21 protein-coding genes are annotated in these 19736 nt (G+C 61.6%); 11 read left to right on the forward strand and 10 right to left on the reverse strand.

Annotated features, from left to right (window positions below; genetic code table 11):
* Nucleotides 1–51: 51 nt before the first annotated feature.
* Entirely contained in the window at nt 52–1077 is a 1026-nt protein-coding gene (locus HX839_RS18275) for an NADP-dependent oxidoreductase (protein ID WP_003207345.1), read from the forward strand.
* Nucleotides 1078–1081: 4 nt separating this feature from the next.
* On the opposite strand, the gene HX839_RS18280 is transcribed toward HX839_RS18275, so the two are convergent.
* The gene (locus tag HX839_RS18280) at nt 1082–1411 is read right to left on the reverse strand and encodes a DHCW motif cupin fold protein (RefSeq protein ID WP_003207343.1); all 330 of its coding nucleotides are present in this window, start codon (nt 1409–1411) and stop codon (nt 1082–1084) included.
* A 141-nt stretch (nt 1412–1552) separates the two neighbouring features.
* Here HX839_RS18280 and HX839_RS18285 point away from each other — a divergent pair, with 141 nt between their 5' ends.
* Nucleotides 1553–2041 (forward strand): HIT family protein, encoded by a 489-nt coding sequence (locus tag HX839_RS18285; RefSeq protein ID WP_102368849.1) that lies wholly within the window; start codon nt 1553–1555, stop codon nt 2039–2041.
* A gap of 165 nt (nt 2042–2206) precedes the next feature.
* Here the strand turns inward: HX839_RS18285 and HX839_RS18290 are convergent, their stop codons facing one another.
* The 6 genes from HX839_RS18290 to HX839_RS18315 form a co-directional block, all read right to left on the reverse strand.
* Complete coding sequence (locus tag HX839_RS18290; protein ID WP_177067488.1) at nt 2207–2683, reverse strand: GNAT family N-acetyltransferase; 477 nt, start codon at nt 2681–2683, stop codon at nt 2207–2209.
* A 17-nt stretch (nt 2684–2700) separates the two neighbouring features.
* Nucleotides 2701–3198, reverse strand: coding sequence for a GNAT family N-acetyltransferase (locus tag HX839_RS18295; RefSeq protein ID WP_256344370.1), 498 nt, complete (start codon nt 3196–3198; stop codon nt 2701–2703).
* A gap of 27 nt (nt 3199–3225) precedes the next feature.
* Nucleotides 3226–4716, reverse strand: coding sequence for an aldehyde dehydrogenase (locus tag HX839_RS18300; protein ID WP_177067489.1), 1491 nt, complete (start codon nt 4714–4716; stop codon nt 3226–3228).
* 39 nt (nt 4717–4755) lie between these two features.
* Entirely contained in the window at nt 4756–6135 is a 1380-nt protein-coding gene (locus HX839_RS18305) for an APC family permease (RefSeq protein WP_023658770.1), read from the reverse strand.
* A 119-nt stretch (nt 6136–6254) separates the two neighbouring features.
* A complete protein-coding gene (locus HX839_RS18310; protein WP_177067490.1) occupies nt 6255–7637 on the reverse strand; it encodes an aspartate aminotransferase family protein in 1383 nt (460 codons plus the stop codon).
* Between the two features lie 46 nt (nt 7638–7683).
* Nucleotides 7684–8523, reverse strand: a complete 840-nt coding sequence (locus tag HX839_RS18315) for a helix-turn-helix transcriptional regulator (protein WP_102606148.1) — start codon at nt 8521–8523, stop codon at nt 7684–7686.
* A 153-nt stretch (nt 8524–8676) separates the two neighbouring features.
* Here HX839_RS18315 and HX839_RS18320 point away from each other — a divergent pair, with 153 nt between their 5' ends.
* Genes HX839_RS18320 through argE form a run of 4 tightly spaced genes read left to right on the forward strand, consistent with a single transcriptional unit; the run spans nt 8677 to nt 12279 of the window.
* Complete coding sequence (locus HX839_RS18320; protein ID WP_371315637.1) at nt 8677–10008, forward strand: flavin-containing monooxygenase; 1332 nt, start codon at nt 8677–8679, stop codon at nt 10006–10008.
* Nucleotides 10009–10032: 24 nt separating this feature from the next.
* Complete coding sequence (locus HX839_RS18325) at nt 10033–10443, forward strand: RidA family protein (RefSeq protein WP_003207327.1); 411 nt, start codon at nt 10033–10035, stop codon at nt 10441–10443.
* Between the two features lie 16 nt (nt 10444–10459).
* Nucleotides 10460–11137 (forward strand): DUF1028 domain-containing protein, encoded by a 678-nt coding sequence (locus tag HX839_RS18330; RefSeq protein ID WP_177067492.1) that lies wholly within the window; start codon nt 10460–10462, stop codon nt 11135–11137.
* Entirely contained in the window at nt 11134–12279 is a 1146-nt protein-coding gene (gene argE, locus HX839_RS18335) for an acetylornithine deacetylase (RefSeq protein ID WP_177067493.1), read from the forward strand. Before HX839_RS18330 ends, argE begins: the two co-directional genes overlap by 4 nt.
* Before the next feature lie 118 nt (nt 12280–12397).
* On the opposite strand, the gene HX839_RS18340 is transcribed toward argE, so the two are convergent.
* A complete protein-coding gene (locus tag HX839_RS18340) occupies nt 12398–13309 on the reverse strand; it encodes a LysR substrate-binding domain-containing protein (RefSeq protein ID WP_003210159.1) in 912 nt (303 codons plus the stop codon).
* Between the two features lie 251 nt (nt 13310–13560).
* On the opposite strand from HX839_RS18340, the gene HX839_RS18345 reads away from it, so the two are divergent.
* On the forward strand, nt 13561–14976 hold the full coding sequence (locus HX839_RS18345; RefSeq protein WP_008435358.1) for a cytosine permease: 1416 nt from the start codon (nt 13561–13563) through the stop codon (nt 14974–14976).
* A gap of 221 nt (nt 14977–15197) precedes the next feature.
* Nucleotides 15198–15689, forward strand: coding sequence for a GNAT family N-acetyltransferase (locus HX839_RS18350; protein WP_177039883.1), 492 nt, complete (start codon nt 15198–15200; stop codon nt 15687–15689).
* A 165-nt stretch (nt 15690–15854) separates the two neighbouring features.
* Here HX839_RS18350 and HX839_RS18355 read toward each other — a convergent pair whose 3' ends face one another.
* A complete protein-coding gene (locus HX839_RS18355; protein ID WP_177067494.1) occupies nt 15855–17294 on the reverse strand; it encodes an amidase in 1440 nt (479 codons plus the stop codon).
* Nucleotides 17295–17395: 101 nt separating this feature from the next.
* Between HX839_RS18355 and HX839_RS18360 the strand changes: the two genes are divergently transcribed.
* Both HX839_RS18360 and HX839_RS18365 read left to right on the forward strand, forming a co-directional pair.
* Nucleotides 17396–17962 (forward strand): TetR/AcrR family transcriptional regulator, encoded by a 567-nt coding sequence (locus HX839_RS18360; protein ID WP_177067495.1) that lies wholly within the window; start codon nt 17396–17398, stop codon nt 17960–17962.
* Between the two features lie 16 nt (nt 17963–17978).
* A complete protein-coding gene (locus HX839_RS18365) occupies nt 17979–18404 on the forward strand; it encodes an N-acetyltransferase (protein WP_008435362.1) in 426 nt (141 codons plus the stop codon).
* A gap of 3 nt (nt 18405–18407) precedes the next feature.
* On the opposite strand, the gene HX839_RS18370 is transcribed toward HX839_RS18365, so the two are convergent.
* Nucleotides 18408–18923, reverse strand: coding sequence for a GNAT family N-acetyltransferase (locus HX839_RS18370; protein ID WP_256344240.1), 516 nt, complete (start codon nt 18921–18923; stop codon nt 18408–18410).
* A 132-nt stretch (nt 18924–19055) separates the two neighbouring features.
* Here HX839_RS18370 and HX839_RS18375 point away from each other — a divergent pair, with 132 nt between their 5' ends.
* Complete coding sequence (locus HX839_RS18375; RefSeq protein WP_177067496.1) at nt 19056–19736, forward strand: class I SAM-dependent methyltransferase; 681 nt, start codon at nt 19056–19058, stop codon at nt 19734–19736.

A 19736-nucleotide genomic window follows, 5' to 3' on the forward strand; every position in this document is an offset into this window, starting at 1 on the left:
TAGCTTGAGCATGACTACCCTGCTGGAACGTTATCAACCAGGAAGAGCCTCATGACCCAGCTCCAGAACCAACGCATCGTACTGGCCGCCCGCCCCGACGGGCGCCCGCAACCCAGCGATTTTCGCGTGGAGTACAGCGCGATTCCCGAGCCTGCCGAAGGCGAAGTGTTGCTGGAAAACCTCTATCTGTCCCTCGACCCCTACATGCGCTGGCGCATGAGTGCGGCCAAATCCTATGCCGAGCCAGTGGGCATCGGCGAGGTGATGGTGGGCGGCACGGTCGCGCGGATCAAACATTCACGAAACCCGTTGTGGCAAGAGGGCGACATCGTGCTTGCCTATGCCGGCTGGCAGCGATTTGCGCTCTCGGACGGCCTCGATCTGCGGCTTCTGGATCCGGGCATCGCCCACCCCAGCACAGCGCTGGGAGTTCTTGGAATGCCGGGGTTCACCGCGTACTCGGGGTTGCTCACTATCGGCCAACCCAAGCCCGGTGACACCGTGGTAGTGGCGGCGGCGAGTGGCGCAGTGGGCTCGGTGGTCGGCCAGATCGCCCGTATCAAGGGCGCACGCGCGGTGGGTATCGCGGGTGGGCCGGAGAAATGCGCATTCGTGAAAAATGAACTCGGGTTTGATGCCGTCATCGACCATCGCGCGGCGGATTTTGCCCAGCAGTTGGCCGAAGCCTGCCCCAATGGAATTGACGTTTACTTCGAAAATGTCTCGGGGGCGGTTTGGGATGCCGTGAGGCCGCTGCTCAATGACTTTGCGCGGATACCCGTATGTGGGCTGATCGCCCATTACAACGACCGCTCGGTGCCTGGGCAACAGGTCGACCGACTGCCGGCGACTATGCACGACATCCTCGCCAAGAGCCTCACAGTGCGCGGCTTTATCCAGACCGAGTTTGTTGACGAGCAGCAGGACGACTTCTTGCAGGAAGCCGCGCAGTGGATTGATCAGGGCAAGCTGAAGTGGCGCGAAGACATTGTCGAGGGCCTGGAGCAAGCGCCTGAGGCGTTTATCGGGCTGCTGGAGGGGCGCAACTTCGGCAAGTTGATTGTGCGACTGGCTTGACGCCTCAATCCACCACGAACAACTTCGCCCCGACGGTAGTCGATGACCGATGCCCCTCCATGTCATTGCCCACCTGATAACTCATCCCGGCAGTCAGCGTGAACTGCCGGCCATCCTCCAGCTCGGTGTGCAACTCACCTTCCAGGCACAGCAGGATATGCCCGCGCCAACACCAGTGATCAGCCAGGTAACCGGCGCTGTATTCGACCATGCGCACGCGGGTTGAACCGAACTGGCAGGTGCGCCAATACGCACTGCCGGTTTCGCCGGGATGCATCACCGGCTCGAGGGTCGACCAGTCGGTGGTGCCAAAGGGGATTGCGGTCAGGTCCATGGTTTTCTCGGCATTGAATAGGTATGGATGAACCGTATCTATAAGGTGAATGCCGCGATAGAGACAGATCCGCTGCATTTGCGGGATACAGGGCGATGACTCTTGGTATTCTGCCAAGCCTCTTCGCATGGAAGCCCGTCGATGAAGATCGATCCATCCTTTGTTGTGCATGAGACCGAGCACTGGCTGCTCAATCATCACCTGTCATCCGCACTGCCGGGCTACCTGATGCTGGGTGCCAAGGCGCCGGTTGACTCACTGGCCGAGATGCCCGATGCGGCGCTCGCGGAGCTGGGTGGGTTGCTGGCCAAAACCCAGCGGGTCATGGAGGCTCAGTTGAAGCCCAAGTGGCTTTACATCAGCCGGTTCGGGCATATGCCGGGCTTCCCGCTGCACTTTCATTTCATACCGGTGTATGGATGGGTTGAAGCGCTGTTCTGGCAGGATGAGCGCTATCGGGTGTTGCAGGATTTCGGGACGCAGCAGAAGGCTACCGACGGTGCGGAGCTGACGCTTTTTATCTGGCGGGAGTTTGGTGAGAGCCCTACGCCGCCGGTGGTTCAAGGAGCTTCGGTGAGCGAGGTGATCAGGTGTTTGCGTACGGAGTTCAATACCCAGGACGACACATGACCTGTGGCGAGGGAGCTTGCTCCCGCTGGGCTGCGCAGCAGCCCCAAGAAGGTCAGCGAGTTCTTTCAGTCAGATTGCGCTGGCTTTATTGGGGTCGCTTCGCGACCCAGCGGGAGCAAGCTCCCTCGCCACAGCAAGCCCCCTCGCCACAAGGTTTTGGGTGGGTCAGCGAACATTGTAGAGGTGTTTGCGCATAGGAATACAGGCCAGCTGCAACCCCGACGGCGAATGATAGATGGCCTGCTCGGTCCCCACATACCCACACCGTCGATAAAAATCCGCCGCGTTCAACGTCGCGTCCAGGATCACTTCCTCGATTCCCAATTCCTGCGCCAACGCTTCCAGATACGCCAGTATCTGCTTGCCAATCCCGCGTCCGGTAAACCCGGGCAGCACAAACAGCGCACCGATTTCGTTGTTCGCCAGATCCAGCATGCCGGTGACCACAGGTTCAGCGTTCACGCAGCCCAGGTAAAAATGCTTGTCCATCAGCGTGTCGTAACCGTCCTTGGCTGCGCCTTGCGTCCACAACATCATCTGCTCGGACGTATAGGCGCCGATGCATTGGCTGCGTATGGCCAACAGGCGAATGTCGAAGGCTGCCTGTGCATCTTCCAGCGTGGCGCGTCGTATCTCGAGCATCTGTCCCTCCATGGACGTCAGGCGTTCTCGTCACCCGGCCGGGTAAACGAATAGCGATCAATATCGGTCCTCAACTGCCAGCCCTGGCCCTGCCAATAGCGGGCAGCACTGTCATTGGTCTTGAACACATCCAGGTGGCATTTGCGGATGCCCAATTGCGCCAGGCTGGTGAGGCAGCGCTCAACCAACGCGTTCGCAATACCCTGGCGCCGATACGCGGGCAGCACCAGCAAGTGCTGCAAATACCCGCGCCGGCCATCGTGCCCGCACATCACGCACCCAACCAGCCCCCCATCGACCTCGGCGACGAAACTCATGCCTGGATTGCGCTCCAGGTAACGCTCAGTGGCCTCGCGGGAGTCGGCATCGCGCAGGGAGATGCCAGGCGTTTTCTGCATCAGTTCGAGCACGGCGTCGTAGTCGGCAGTGCTCATTACGCGAATAGTGACCATGGTGTTCAAAGCCCTCTGAGTTCGCACTGATTTTGCCTGTAGTTGTGCCGGTCGCGCACGCATAAATACACGACCGGATAACCGCTTGAGTCAACGCAGCTGAAACCAGGTGGTTTTCAGCTGCGTGTACTTGTCAAAAGCGTGCAGCGACAAATCACGCCCGAACCCGGATTGCTTGCCACCACCGAACGGCACCGCCACATCCAGGGCGTCGATGGTGTTGACCGACACCGTCCCGGCATTCAGCGCCCGGGCCACACGGTGCGCACGGTTGAGGTCATCACTCCATACCGAGGCCGCCAGGCCGTAGAGGCTGTCGTTGGCCTGCTGTATCGCCTGCTCTTCCGTGTCGAAAGCGCTCACCGCAAGCACCGGGCCGAACACTTCATCACGGGACAGGGCCATGTCGCGGGTCACGTCGGCAAAAATGGTTGGCTGGATGAAGTTGGAGGAGCCATTGATGGTCAACTGTTCGCCACCGCACAACAGCCTGGCGCCCTCCCCCTGGGCCTGGCTGATGGCGTGCATGATGCGTGCGGTTTGCTGACTGTCGACGATGGCACCGGCCGCACTGCCGGGGTCCAGCGGATCACCCGGCATCCAGGCGCGCGACTTGGCGATCAGGCGCTCGACGAATTCGTCATGGATGGAGCGTTGCACGTAGAGACGGGAGTTGGCCGAACACACTTCGCCCTGGTTGAAAAAGATGCCGAAGGCGGCCTTCTGCGCCGCAAGGTCCAGGTCCTGGCAGTCCTCGAACACCAGGTTCGGGCTCTTGCCGCCACACTCCAGCCACACCTGTTTCAGGTTGGACTGGGCGGAGTACTGCATGAAGTATTTGCCCACCTGAGTGGAGCCGGTGAACACCAGGCAATCCACGTCGGGGTGCAGCCCCAGGGCCTTGCCGGCACTGTCGCCGAGGCCGGGCACTACATTCAACACACCTTCCGGGACACCGGCTTCCAGGGCAAGCTGGGCCAGGCGCAGGGCAGAAAACGGCGACTGCTCGGCAGGTTTCAAGACCACGCTGTTACCGGCCGCCAACGCCGGCGCGAGTTTCCAGGCGGCCATGTCGAGCGGGAAGTTCCACGGTACCACCGCCGCGATCACCCCCAGTGCTTCACGCGTGATGGTTGCCAACGCGTTGTGAGCGGTGGGCGCGACTTGATCGTAGAGTTTGTCGAGGGCTTCGCCGTACCAGGCAAACACATTGGCGGCGCCGGGCACGTCAACGTTGTAGGCGTCCATCACCGGCTTGCCCATGTTCAGCGAATCGAGCAGCGCCAGTTCCTCGCGGTGGGTCATCAGTAATTCGGAGAGCCTGATCAAAATTTTCTTGCGCTCCACCGGCGGCATCCGTCGCCAGGGGCCGGTCTCGAAGGCCTGGCGTGCGCTGCGCACGGCCAGGTCGACTTCTGCGTCACCGCAGGCTGCAACCCGCGACAGCAACTGCTGGGTCGCAGGGTTAATGGCATCGAAGGTCGCCCCGGATGCCGCATTCACTGAGCGGCCACCGATCAGGGCGGTGTTGATGAACGTCTGGCGGGCAACACGCTGTTGCCAGTAGTTAAGGTCGAACACGTTGTACTCCCAATGAATGGCGATGGATAGACGAGGGGTTCACTCGGCGATCTGCAGTTCCGGCATCTTCACGCGCAGCCCCCGCGTGATGCCCAGCAGGCACAGGAGCCCAAGCCCCATCCAGCACAGGCCGATGGTGAACGACAGGCTGGAAAGGCTGCTCCATAGCCAGATCGTGCTGAGGAACCCAAGCGCCGGCACAACGGCGTACAGCAAGTAGTTCCTGGTACCGCGCAACTTCTGGTCGACCAGGTAGTGCTTGATCACCGCCAGGTTTACCGCCGAGAACGCAAACAGCGCACCGAAGCTGATCATGTTGGCGACGGTATCCAACGTGATGAACAAGGCAATCAGCGAGAACAGGCTGACCAGCACGATGGCCGTGGCGGGCACGCGCTTTTTCGTCACCAGCTTGCCGAGCACGCGGGGCAGCGCGCCGTCACGGCCCATGGCGAACAGCACCCGCGACACGCTGGCCTGGGAGACCATCGCCGAGGCGAAGCAACCGGCGACATAGGTTGCGGTAAAGGCGGTCACCAGCAGTTCGCCGCCCACCCGGCGCATCACATCCACCGAGGCGGCATCCGGGTCGACGAAGCTGTTCCATTGCGGGAACACCATTTGCGCGAAATACGAAACCAGCAGGAACAGCAGGCCGCCGAACAGCGACACCACCATGATCGCCAACGGGATGGTGCGGCGTGGGTTGGGGGTTTCCTCGGCCATGGTCGACACCGCATCGAAGCCAAGAAACGACAGGCACAGCACCGCGGCGCCCGCCATGATCAGCGGCGCGCTGAAGCCTTCATGGTGGAATGGCGCCAGCAGCGACACGGGTGCGGACTGCTCGCTCAGGGTGTGCACCGACAACGCCACGAACACCACGATGAACACCAACTGAGCGACGATGAGTATCCAGTTGACCCGGGTGATGGACTCGATGCCCACCAGGTTCAGCGTGGTCACCAGGGCAATCGAGCCGAGCACCCACACGGCGGTCGGCACCCCGGGAAAATACTCGGACATGTAGATGCCGATCAGCAAATAGCTGAGCAACGGCAGGAAGATGTAGTCCAGCAACAGGGTCCACCCGGCGATGAAGCCGAAGTAGGCGCCAAACGCCTTGCGGGTGTAGGAGTAGACCGAGCCCGAATAGGGATGCGCCTGGACCATGCGCCCATAGCTGTAGGCCGTCAGCAGCATGGCGGCGAGAGTCAGCATGTAGGCGGTCGGCAAGTGGCCCTTGGTCATTTGGGTCACCAGCCCGTAGGTGGTAAACACCGCCAGCGGTACCATGTACGCCAGGCCGAACAACACCAGCCCGATAAGACCCAGCGGCTGACGGAAGCGGCGGGACGAGGCGGCTTTGGGTGAGGATTGATGAGCGGGTGTATCGGTCACGTTTGTTATTGTATTCATGGGTGACTCCTGGAAATGGGGATGCATGGCGTCGCGGCATTCGATGGCATCGATGCCGTTCAGCGTTGCCTGATGGAGGTTGCGCACCACCCCTCGCCTGGGGTGGCGCGCTGGTCACTTCAGCGTTTTCCCGCGATCCGTGCGGTGCGATCCACGGCGATGCGGGTCTTTTCAACCAGCTCGTCCAGCTCAGTGCGCGTGGCCACCAGTGCCGGCGCCATGATCATGCGGCCCAGCGTCGAGCGAATGATTACGCCCTCTTCGAAACCAAACGTGCGGCACTGCCAGGCCAGGTCATTTTCGTTCTCGAAGCGCTTGCGGGTGCTCTTGTCTTCGGCGAACTGCAAGGCCGCGAGCAGGCCCGTGCCCTGGATCTCGCCGATCATCGGGTGATTGCCGAACACTTCATGGAGGATTTTTTGCAGGTACGGCCCGGTGTCGTCCTTCACTTGGCGCACGATGCCTTCGTCCCGCAGCGCCTTGAGGTTGGCCAGCGCCACCGCCGCCGCCACCGGGTGCCCGGAATAGGTCAGCCCGTGGGCAAACACGCCGCCGCGCTCCACCAGCGCATCGGCCACGCGCTTGCTCAGCACCAGGCCACCCATCGGCAGGTAACCGGAGGTCAAGCCCTTGGCGATGGACAGGGTGTCGGGCTCGAAACCGAAGTGTTGATGGGCGAACCATTCGCCGGTACGGCCAAAGCCACCAATCACCTCATCGGCACACAGCAGCACATCGTATTGCCGGCAAATGCGCTGGATCTCGGGCCAGTAGCTTTCCGGCGGGAAGATCATGCCGCCCGCGCCCTGGAACGGCTCGGCGATAAACCCGGCGACGTTTTCAGCGCCCAGCTCGAGGATTTTCTCTTCCAGCTGCAAGGCGCAGCGGCGGCCGAACTCGGCAGGCGTCAGCTCGCCGCCATGGGCGTACCAGTAGGGTTCGTCAATGTGTGCCACGTCGGGAATCAGGCCGCCCATCTCGTGCATGAACTTCATGCCGCCCAGGGCAGACGCCGCCAGCGTGGAGCCGTGATAACCATTCCAGCGCCCGATCATGATTTTTTTCTGCGGCTGGCCGACCACTTGCCAGTAACGGCGCACGGTACGGATCAGTACTTCGTTGGCCTCGGAGCCGGAGTTGGTGTAGATCACGTGGCTGTAGTGGCCCGGCAACAGGCTGAAGAGCAACTCCGACAGCTCGATCACCGCCGGGTGGGTGGTGTGGAAGAACATGTTGTAGTACGCCAACTGGTCCATCTGCGCGGCAGCGGCAGCGGTCAAGTCCCTGCGACCGTAACCCAGCTGGGTGCACCACAGGCCCGACATGCCGTCCAGGTAACGCTTGCCTTCGCTGTCCCACAGGTAAAGGCCCTCACCGCGCACCATCACCCGCGGGCCTTCGGCATTCAGCGCTTTTTGATCGACAAATGCATGGATGTGGTGGGCCGCATCCGACTTCTGGTAGTCCTCGGTCAGGCGGTTCAGTTGGGCGGGTACGTTCATGGTATTTCTCTCTTATTAGTAGTGACGCAAGGGCGAGCAACGCCGCTCAGCGGTGCTTGCTCATGTAGCTTTCAAGGGGGTCTTTGCTCAGCACTCCCTGGGCTTCGGCCAGCGAATCGATAAACAGGGCAAACAGTTCCGATTGCGCGCCGATATCGAGCTTGGTGTAGATGTGCTTGCGGTGGGACTTGATGGTGTCTTCCGAGACGTCGAGGCGTTCGGCCAGCGAACGGGTGGAATGCCCGCGCAGGATCAGTTGGGCGATCCGGCATTCCCGCTCGGTCAATATCGACGAGCCGAAGTTGTTCAGCGCCGAGTGAATGCGCTGCTCCAGCAGGTTTTCGAATCGCGCCCCCTGGGCATCCAGGCCAACGAAATGCTTGCCCAGCACCGCCAGCACCCACGGCGCGATGCGTTTGAATTGGCCGGTGATGGTGGCGTCGAGCTTTTGCGTAAAGGCCAGCGACACCGCCAGGCTCGAGCCGTTGCTCGACTGCAGGATGTAGTTCAGCTCATCCTCCAGATGCGAGTGGCGGTAAAACGACTGGAAGTATTCGCTGAGCTCGAAGTGATCGGGGGCGACCTCGGCCAGCTCGTAACACCCGGAGCTGACGCCCTCCACACAGGCCCCGTAAAACGGGTCGAGCAGATAAAACCCCGACAGGTACTGGCGCACATTGCCTTGTGGCAACCATGGCCCGTCCAGCTCGAACAACGCGCTGGGCATGCCGCCGCGCGGGTAGAAATACAGCGTGGTGGCCTGGATCGGCTGGAGATAACCGAGAGCCTCGAACAAGGTCGCGGCGAACCCCGGCTGCCCGATGCTGTCGGTCACCCGGGCCATCTGTTCGAACCATTGCGCAGAAGAAAGCCGGTCGTTTTCCACTTCAAACACTCGCTGAAAGAACTGCAAGGATGGTTGCACACCCGCTCCATCCTCGAAATCACCCGATAGGGTGAGCCTGCATCCGATATTTATGCTCACTTCCCAGCTTAATAATATTTTATTAAAAACCGCCCTCCCCCTAGCCTTGAAGCCATGCCCAAGCTGAATCCAACTGCATTACGCAAGGACAGACACATGACTCAAGCAATAACAAAAACAGACACGCTGGTGGTGGGAGCCGGTCAGGCTGGCGTTGCCATGAGCGAGCACCTGAGCAAGCAAGGCGTGCCGCACCTGGTGCTGGAGCGCAGCCGTATCGCCGAGCGCTGGCGCACCGGCCGCTGGGACTCGCTGGTCGCCAACGGCCCGGCCTGGCATGACCGTTTTCCGGGCCTGGCCTTCGATAACGTCGCCCCCGATGACTTCGCGCCGAAAGAGCGTGTGGCGGACTACTTCGAAGCCTATGCACGCAAGTTCAATGCACCGATTCGCACCGGCGTCGACGTGACCTCGGTGGTGCGCAATGTCGGTCGCTCAGGCTTCACCATCCACACCAGCGAAGGCGTGATCGAAGCCAACCGCGTGGTGGCGGCCACCGGGCCGTTCCAGAAGCCGGTGATTCCGGCGATTGCCCCTCAAGACAGCGCGCTGCACCAGATCCACTCCGCCGACTACCGCAACCCCGCGCAACTGCCGGCCGGCGCGGTGCTGGTGGTGGGGGCGGGTTCCTCCGGGGTGCAGATCGCCGACGAACTGCAACGCTCCGGGCGCCAGGTGTACCTGTCGGTGGGTGCTCACGACCGCCCACCGCGGGCCTATCGCAACCGCGATTTCTGCTGGTGGCTGGGCGTGTTGGGTGAGTGGGACCAGGCCGCGATGAAACCCGGCCGCGAGCACGTGACCATTGCGGTGAGCGGCGCCCACGGCGGCAAGACCATCGACTTCCGCGAACTGGCCCAGCAAGGCATGACCCTGGTCGGCCTGACCCAATCCTTCAACGGCAGCGTTGCGAGCTTCCAGCCCAACCTGGTGGAAAACCTGGCCCGCGGCGATGAGAACTACCTGGCCCTGCTGGATGCGGCGGATGCCTATATCGAGCGCAACGGCCTCGACCTGCCGCCAGAGCCCGAAGCGCGTCGTGCGTTTCCCGATGCCGAGTGCATCAAGCACCCGATCCTGGAACTGGACCTGGCCAAGGCCGGTATCACTTCAATCATCTGGGCCACCGGCTTTGCCGTGGATTACAGCTGGCTGAAGGTCGATGCATTTGACGCCGCCGGCAAGCCGCAGCACCAGCGCGGCGTGGCCAGCGAGTCGGGCATCTACTTCCTCGGTTTGCCATGGCAGTCGCGCCGGGGCTCGTCGTTTATCTGGGGGGTGTGGCATGACGCCAAGTACGTGGCTGACCATATCGCCATCCAGCGCCAATACCTTGAGTACCGCGAACCCACATCGGTTGTTCACACCTCACCTGTCAGCGCCTGATCACTTTTTTCTGGAGTTTTTTTGATGCCTACTCACACTCGCATCCGCATGTTCAACACCAAGGAAACCTACCCTAACCAGAGCCTGGACAATGACCTGTGCCAGGCCGTACGCGCCGGCAACACGGTGTATGTACGGGGCCAGGTGGGCACCGATTTCGACGGCAACCTGATCGGCCTTGGCGACCCGCGCGCGCAAGCCGAACAGGCAATGAAAAACGTCAAGCAACTGCTGGAAGAGGCCGGCAGCGACCTGAGCCACATCGTCAAGACCACCACCTACCTGATCGACCCGCGCTACCGCGAGCCGGTGTACCAGGAAGTCGGCAAGTGGCTCAAGGGCGTGTTCCCGATCTCCACCGGGTTGGTGGTTTCGGCCCTGGGCCAGCCACAGTGGCTGATGGAAATCGACGTGATTGCAGTCATTCCCGAGTAACCCAAGGAGGCACGACATGACCTTTTCAATCGTCGCCCGCTGCGCGGAAACCGGCCAGATGGGCATTGCCATCAGCTCATCGAGCATCGCCGTGGGCGCCCGCTGCCCATGGCTGCGGCCCGGCGTGGGTGCGGTCTCGACCCAGAACATCACCCTGCCCGCCCTCGGCCCGGACGTACTCGATCTATTGGAGCAAGGCCTTGCCCCTGCCGATGCCGTAGACAAGGCCCTGACCCGCAACGGCTATAGCCAATACCGGCAACTGACGGCGATTGATCACCTCGGGCGCACGGTGCATTTCAGCGGCAACGAAACCCTTGGCACCCACAATGCGGTGTCGGGCGAACAGTGCGTGGCCGCCGGCAATATGCTCGCCGACCGCGCGGTGATCGAGGCGATGGTCAAGGCCTTCGAGCAAGGCGAAGGCCAACTGGCAGACCGCCTGCTGGCCGCGATGCATGCGGCCATTGCCGCCGGGGGCGAAGCCGGGCCGGTGCATTCCGCCGCGCTGGTGGTGGTGGGCGAGCTGACCTGGCCGATCATCAACCTGCGGGTGGATTGGGCCGACGAGCAGCCGATCGCCGAGCTGCAAAAGCTCTGGGACGCCTACCGTCCACAGATGCAGGACTACATCGACCGCGCCCTCGCCCCGGACCGCTCCCCTGGCTACGGCGTGGCCGGAGACGACCGATGAGCACCAGCCGGGAACTGCTGCAGGCGCTGGTGGGGTTTGATACCACCAGCCGCGAATCCAACCTGAAGCTGATCGAGTTCGTGCGCGATTACCTGGCAGGGTTCGGCGTGCCTTGCGAGTTGATCTACAACGATGAGCGCAGCAAGGCCAATCTGTTCGCCACCCTCGGCCCGGCGAATGTGCCCGGGATTGTGCTGTCGGGGCACACCGATGTGGTGCCGGTGGATGGCCAGCCGTGGACGTTGCCGCCGTTTGAGTTGACCGAACGCGACGGCAAGCTGTTTGGCCGGGGCACGGCGGACATGAAGGGCTACATCGCCTGTGTACTGGCGCTGGTGCCGGCCTTGGCAAGCGCAGACTTGCGCATGCCGGTGCACATCGCCCTGTCCTACGACGAGGAAGTCGGCTGCCTTGGGGTGCGTTCGTTGCTCAAGGTGCTGGAACAATGGCCGGTGAAACCGCTGCTGTGCATTATCGGCGAGCCCACCGAGTTGAAGCCGGTGCTGGGCCATAAAGGCAAGCTCGCCATGCGCTGTGAAGTGCATGGCGAGGCCTGCCATTCGGCGTATGCGCCCCAGGGCGTGAATGCGATCGAGTATGCGGCCGAGTTGATTGGTGAGCTGGGGCGAATCGGCCAGCGGCTCAAGGTGCATCAGGACGAGCGCTTTGACCCGCCGTTCAGCACCGTGCAAACCGGGGTGATCTCCGGGGGCAAGGCGTTGAATATCGTACCTGCCGATTGCCGTTTTGACTTTGAAGTGCGCGCCCTGCCCTCGATGGACCCGGGTGAAGTGGCCGAGGAGCTGCAAGCCTATGCGATGCAGCAGGTGCTGCCGCGGATGCAGGCGATGAGCCGGCAGAGTGCGATTCGCTTCAGTGAGTTGTCGGCGTACCCGGGGCTGGCCACCGACCAGCGCAGCCAGGCGGCGGAGCTGATTGCGGCGTTTTGCGGCTCGCGGGAATTTGGCACCGTGGCGTTCGGGACCGAGGGTGGGTTGTTTGATGCGGCGGGCATTCCGACGGTGGTGTGCGGGCCTGGGAGCATGGACCAGGGGCATAAGCCGGATGAGTTTGTGAGTGTTGCGCAACTGAAGGCTTGCGATGCCATGTTGTTGCGCATGCTCGACTCGATTCGCGCCTGAAACGCGGGCCAAATGTGGGAGCGGGCTTGCTCGCGAATGCGGTGTGACAGTCACCCGATGTATTGACTGATCCACCGCTTTCGCGAGCAAGCCCGCTCCCACATTTTTAGTTCTGTGTCTAACCTAACAACCGCGCCAGCTCTTCCCGGCAATACTCCACAAACAACTGCACCGGCTTGGTCAACGGCGCCCGCCGCAACCACACCGCCGACAATCCCGACCCCGTCACCGTCTCCGCCAACGGCACGCACACCAGCTTCTGCCCGTCATAGGAATACGGCGAAAACGGCTTGGTCACCAGGATCGAAAAACCGAACCCGCGCCCCACCATCCCCCGCACCATCTCGATCGACGGCGAACTGAAGACAATATTCGGCGTCAGCCCACGCTCTTCAAAGATGCTCACGAAGTACGTCCGGCTCGGCAGCACATCCAGCAAAATCATCGGTTCCAGCACCAAGTCCGCCAACGACACCTTGGCCTGCTGCGCAAACCGGTGATCCGCCGGCAGCAACGCATAGGGTTGCTGCGGCGGCATCAGCGGCGTGGTCTCGATGGCGCTGCCCAGGTCATGCTCAAACAGCATCGCCACATCGATACTGCCGGCCGTCAGCGCCTGTACCAGTTCCTGCTGTTCGCCATCGCGCAGACGGATTTCCACCCCCGGCCAACGCTCCCGGAAACCGGCAATCAAGCGCGGCAAATACAGCGGTGCCACGGTTTCGAAGCAACCGATATCGATCTGCCCCGCCACCACGTCATTGTCTGCCAGGGCGTTCTGCTCAAATTCGTGGGCCACCCGCAGCAGCTCAAGGGCCTTGCGATAGAACCGCGCACCGCTTGGCGTCAGCGACACCCCTTGGGCGTGATGGCGGATAAACAGCTGCACACCGAAGCTGTCTTCCAGCTGTTTGATGGCCGTCGACACCGACGGTTGCGCGATATAGAGCTTGCGCGAGGCCTCTGCCACGCTGCCGCACTCGGCCGTGGTTACAAAATATCTGAGCTGGCGCAGGTTATAGGCAGCCATCGGGACCTCCATAAACGTGGGATTTCGCCCCAAACAAGTGCGTGAAAATCGGCTTTTTCACACTGATTCAAGTGCATGCAACATACCGGAGCAAAAAACCCCGCGAGATATTATTTTTAAGGTCTATAGCAACAAACTTACTAATTTACCTCCCTGTGACCATTGCACATGATCACTCCAACAACAAAAGCGACGCACACGCGCCGCCCAGCGAAGTACGTCAACGTACTCACCTTGCCTTGGAGCTCGTCATGGTTACCACTGCAACATCCTCCGCCCCGCTTATCGAAAAACACACGATTGGATACGTGCCCCCGGAAGATCGCCACGGAAAGGTAAGAGACCTGTTCACCCTGTGGTTCGGCGGCAACATCGCGCCGTTGCCCATCGTCACCGGCGCGCTGGCCGTGCAACTGTTCGGCCTGAACCTGGTGTGGGGCATCATCGCCATCCTCGTCGGCCACCTCGTCGGCGGCGTGCTGATGGCGCTGCACTCGGCCCAGGGCCCGCAGATGGGCATCCCGCAAATGATCCAGAGCCGCGCCCAGTTCGGCTCCCTTGGCGCACTGCTGGTGGTGGTGATCGCCGGCGTGATGTACATCGGCTTCTTCGCCTCCAACATCGTATTGGCGGGCAAATCCCTGCACGGCGTCGTCGACGTGATCCCGGTACCGGTAGGCATCGTCATCGGCGCCATCGGCTCGGGGATCATCGGCATCATCGGCTACCGCTTCATCCACGTCCTCAACCGCATCGGTACCTGGGTGCTGGGCGCGGGCATCGTGCTGGGTTTTGGCTACATCTTCACCCATGTGCAGACGGCCGACTTCCTGACGCGCGGTAACTTCAACATCTCCGGCTGGCTGGCCACCGTGTCGCTGGCCGCGCTGTGGCAAATCGCGTTTGCGCCGTATGTGTCTGACTACTCCCGCTACCTGCCGGCGGATGTGCCGGTGGCGTCGACCTTCTGGACCACCTATCTGGGCACCGTGCTCGGTTCCAGCCTGTCGTTCATCTTTGGTGCGGTTGCGGTACTGGCTACGCCGGTGGGCATGGACACCATGGACGCAGTCAAACTGGCGACCGGCTCCATTGGCCCGCTGATGCTGTTGCTGTTCCTGCTCAGCGTGATCAGCCATAACGCACTTAACCTGTACGGCGCCGTGCTGTCATTGATCACCCTGGTACAGACCTTTGCCTACCGCTGGATCCCGACCGCCAAGGCGCGTGCCGTGATCTCGGTGCTGGTGCTGGCGGCGTGCTCGATTGCGGCGGTGTTTGCGTCGAAGGATTTTATCGGGCACTTCGTGGACATGGTGTTGGTGCTGCTGGTGGTACTGGTGCCGTGGACGGCGATCAACCTGATCGACTTCTATGCGATCCATAAGGGCAAGTACGACATCGGTTCGATCTTTCGCGTGGATGGCGGGATTTACGGGCGGTACAACCCCCAGGCGCTGGTGGCGTATGCGGTGGGGATTGTGGTGCAGATTCCGTTTATGAATACGCCGCTGTATGTCGGGCCGATTTCGGCACACATCAACGGAGCGGATTTGTCCTGGTTGGTGGGGTTGGTGGTGACGTCGCCGTTGTATTTCTGGTTGGCGAGTCGGGACAGTGCGTATAAGCGTCGGTTGGAGGGGGGGAAGTTGGTGGGTGGGGTTTAATAGAGCCTGGCTCAGTTACGAGAAAACCCGCATTTGCGGGTTTTCCAGTTATCCGGCTTGGCGAATATTGATGGTGCCAGGAAGGCCGCCATCGCGGCCTCGCTAAAGCTCGACGGCTCCCACAGGGGGTCGGTGGTGTGAGTGGGTTTTGTGTTCGGCGGTGCTGTCGGGGTGTTCTTTCTTTATCATGGGGGCCGTCGTTCAACTTCTCCGGTAACCCAATGCCCGCCCTCACCTTCCGTAACGCCAACCCCGCCGACGCCAACCGTTGCTACGAAATCGAAATCACCGCCTACGAAGGCGACGAAGCCGCGACCCTGGAAAAGATCGCCACGCGCATTGCGCTGTACCCGCAAGGCTTTCTGATCCTGGAGGCGGATGGTGTTGTGGTCGGTTTCATCAACTGCGGTTGCGCCGATGAAGTGGTGATGTCGGATGAGGCCTTCAAGGAGTTGGTCGGGCATTCAGCCGATGCGCCGAATGTGGTGATCATGTCGGTGGTGGTGGATCCCGCCCAGCAAGGCAAGGGCTACTCCACGCGCTTGATGACGGAGTTCGTGCAGCGCATGCAGGCGATGGGCAAAAAGACCATTCACCTGATGTGCAAGGACCGCCATGTGGAGCTGTATAAGCGCATGGGCTATCGCTATGTGCAGCCGTCGGCGTCGGACCATGGCGGGATGGCGTGGCATGAGATGGTGATGGATATCTAGCCATCGCACTCCCCCCTGTGGCGAGGGAGCTTGCTTCCGCTGGGGTGCGAAGCGCCCCTGATTCAGTGGATGCGGTTTTTCAGAGACCTGGTGACTGGTTTTGGGGCTGCTGCACAGCCCAACGGGAGCAAGCTCCCTCGCCACAGGGAAAGCATTTGCCTTGGGTTACAGGTTTCCCCCGGCCCACACGTGCGGGCGACGTGCAGCCCAAGGCGTTGCCCGTTCCAGTTGCGTCGCCAGGCCAAGCAACATGCCCTCCTGACCAAACGCGCCCATGAACTGCATGCCGATCGGCAGCCCGCTCCGGGAATCATGACCCAGCGGCACCGACATCGCCGGCGCGCCAATGACGTTGGCCAGCGCGGTAAACGGCGAATGCGCAAACACTCGATTCATCCACCCTCGCCCGTCCAGTTGCGCCTGGCCCTGGTTGTAGTCGCCGATCATCGGCGCCAGCCCGGGCAGTGTGGGCGACAGCAGCACGTCATATCGCTGGAACAGGTCACCCATGTGGCGCGCGACGATGTTGCGTTCCCACAGGGCCCCCAACAGGTCTATCGCTTGCAGTGACTTGCCCAGGCGATACAACGCCAAAGTCGCCGGTTCCAGGTATTCAGCGCTGATCGAACGACCCGTCGCGCCGGCAACTGCATCTATCCAGGCTGCCGTGTTCGACGACCAGAAACGCGCATTGAGTTCGACAAACGCTTCCCAACTGACGCCAATGTCCGGCTGGATTTCTTCAACCTGATGACCCAGTGCTTCCAGTTGTTTGGCGGTATTGAACAGCGCCTGTTCCACCGCCGGATGCAGCTTTTGCCCGCTTAAAGGCAGACTCTGGAGGGCAATGCGCAACGAACCGGGCGCCCGTTGGGCAAGCGCCGAAAAGCTGTTTTCTGGCGGTGCTATGTGAAACGGATCTCCAGGCGCGCCGCCATGGATCGCGTCGAGCATGCCAGCGCTGTCGCGTACCGAACGGGTCAATACCCCGTGCACTGCCAAACCACTCCAGACTTCGTCGACGTCCGGCCCCATGGGCACGCGACCACGGCTGGGCTTGAGCCCGAACAGGCCGCACATGGACGCGGGTACGCGGATTGAGCCGCCGCCATCGGTCGCATGCGCCACCGGTACCAACCCCGCCGCCACCGCCGCTGCCGAGCCGCCGCTGGAACCACCGGCGCTGCGCTGCACGTCCCACGGGTTGCGGGTGGGGCCTGAAAAGCGGCTTTCGGTGGTGGTGCTGGCGGCGAATTCGGGGGTGGTGGTGCGGCCCAACGGCATGAGGCCGGCGCGGCGCAGGCGGGTCATCAGTTCCGAGTCGGCATCGGCGGTGCAGCCCTGCGCGAGCGCGCTGCCGAGTTCATTGCGGCGGCCTGCGGCGCTGACGCCCAGGTCTTTGAGCAGCAGCGGCACGCCATGGAACGGGCCTTGGGCCGCAACCGGTTCATCGTCCCAGGCTTCCACCAAGGCGTTGATCTGCGGGTTGACGGCTAAGATGGCTTGCAGGGCCACCGCGCGCACCTCGTCGACACTGACAGCGTGGGTGTGGATCAGGCGTGCCAGGCCGGTAGCATCCTGATCGGCATATTCAGACAGGTACATGAAACCCTCCAAACGGGTATGATGAATACTCTTCGGTATCGGACGATACCGATAAGTATCATGCGATACTCAATGGTATCGCTGTCAAGTGGAGAATGTGCATGCGTGCGCAACGGACACCTCAACTGCCGCCCCGCGAGCGGATCGTCGATGCGGCGCAAACGCTGTTTGTCGAACAGGGCATCACCCGTGTCAGCGTGGATGCCATTGCGGCACTGGCCGCCTCGACCAAGATGACCGTGTACCGGCATTTCGAGAATAAGGATGCGCTGGTGCTGGAGTGGCTGGAGCGCCTGACGGAAAGCTACAGCGATGTGCTGGATGGCCTGGCGCAGCAACACCCCGACTCCCCCAGGGAACAGCTGCTGGGCTTGGCGGGTTTTATCGTCGACGACCTGGAACGGACGGGCTATCGCGGTTGCCCGTTTACCAACACTCTCGCGGAAATTCCGGAGGCCGATCACCCTGCGCGAGCGCTGATCCAGGCGCATAAAAAACGCCAGTTTGAGCGGGTGAAGCTGCTGTGCACGCAGCTCAAGGCGAGCAAGCCCGGGGAGCTGGCTGAAGAGCTAACGTTGTTGATGGAAGGTGCCCAGGTGGTTGCGCAAAACAAAGGCGTGGATCAGGTGGGTGAACGGCTGATGCGGATGGTGCGGGAACGGCTTTGACAGGGAGCAGAACCTGATGAAACAGCATTTGATTGAGATAGGTGACCAACCAGACGCCGAAGCCGAGCAGCTTCTCGGCAAGGGACTCGCCGCCTTCAACGAACACATCACCGGCTCCAATGACCGACGTCCGTTGACGGTGCTGATCAAGGATCCCGACACCGGTGAAACCCTCGGCGGCATCACCGGCAAAACCAGCCTCGGGATGGCGTTCCTCGACCTGTTCCATTTGCCCGATGCGCTGCGTGGTTCAGGCCTGGGTACATCGCTGCTGAAGGCGTTCGAAGACGAAGCCCGTCACCGAGGGTGCCGCTCGGCGGTGCTGTACACCATCAGTTTCCAGGCCCCGGAATTTTACGAGAAGAATGGGTGGGTACGTTTTGGTGAAATACCATGCGACCCGCAAGGCAGCAGCCGGGTTTTCCTCAGCAAAACGCTCTGACGGCTAGACGCCAAGCCTTTTGCCAAACAACCGATTTTCATGGGTTTCATTCTGGAACGTATACGTAGGCGCCCCCAATAGCTCATAACCACGACGCGGATAAAAACCCAGCGCCCGCTCGTTGCCGACCCACACCGTCGCCCACAACAAAGAAGCGCCACCCTGCCCTGCGCGCTGTTCAGCCGCTTGCAGCAAACGGTAGCCGAGTCCGAGCCCGGTAAACCGTTCCTGGATGTAGAGCCGCTGCAACTCCGCCGCCTTCGGGGTTGAGATCAGCGCATGGCCGGTGTCCATCGCCACCTGGGCAAACCCCACCAGATGCCCGTTGGCTTCAGCGACGATGATGGCCGTGCCCGGCTGGGCGATCAGCGCGGAAATCGTCTGGGGCGAAAACGCTTGCAGCGCCTCGGCGGCGATTGAGTCGCGAATGCCTTCGGTGGCGTAAGTATCGAGAAAAACCTGCATGCCCAGCACACCAACGCATAACGCGTCTTCAGGCCGTGCATCGCGGATAAGCATGTCGGGAAGCATTCGAGGGGTACTCTCAAAATCAGCAAAGGCAACGTTTTAACACAACTGCACATCTCTTCAATTGCCAGCCTGAATTTGCCCCAGTAGGGTTGTCGCTTCCCCCGCCAACAGGAGCCAGCAATGACCTGGTTTTCAGATCCCGACGCTGTCGCCCGCTACGCCGAAGGCCCGGTGAGGCTGGTGCCGGGTTTCGAGTCCCTGCAGCGCATGACCACGCTGCTATTGCGCGAAAGCGTCTCGGCCACCGGCAAGGTATTGGTACTCGGCGCAGGCGGTGGGCTGGAGTTGAAGAAGTTTGCCGACAGTCAGCCCGAGTGGCAGTTTGTGGGGGTGGACCCGTCTGCCGAGATGCTGAAGCTGGCCGAGGCCACCTTGGGTCCGCTGATGGCCCGGGTGCAGTTGCATGAAGGCTATATCGATACCGCGCCCGAGGGGCCGTTCGATGCCGCCACGTCCTTGCTGACCTTGCATTTCATCCCGGCCGAAGAGCGTCTGCAAACCCTGAAAGAGCTGTGGCGGCGCTTGTCGCCGGGCGCGCCTTTGATTGCGGCGCATCACAGCTTCCCCCAATCCTCGCCAGAGGAAAAAGCGCGCTGGCTGAAGCGTTATGCGGCCTATGCGGTGGATTCCGGCGTACCGGCTGAAGATGCGCAGCGGGCGATTACCGCCATCAGCAGCCACTTGCCGGTGCTGTCACCCAACGAAGATGAAGCGCTGCTACGGGAGGCTGGCTTCGAAGGTGTGGAACTGTTCTACGCGGGCTTCAGCTTCAAGGGCTGGATTGCCTACAAGCCCGCCTAG

The organism is Pseudomonas sp. I8001 (genome assembly GCF_013385345.1).
Classification (GTDB): domain Bacteria; phylum Pseudomonadota; class Gammaproteobacteria; order Pseudomonadales; family Pseudomonadaceae; genus Aquipseudomonas.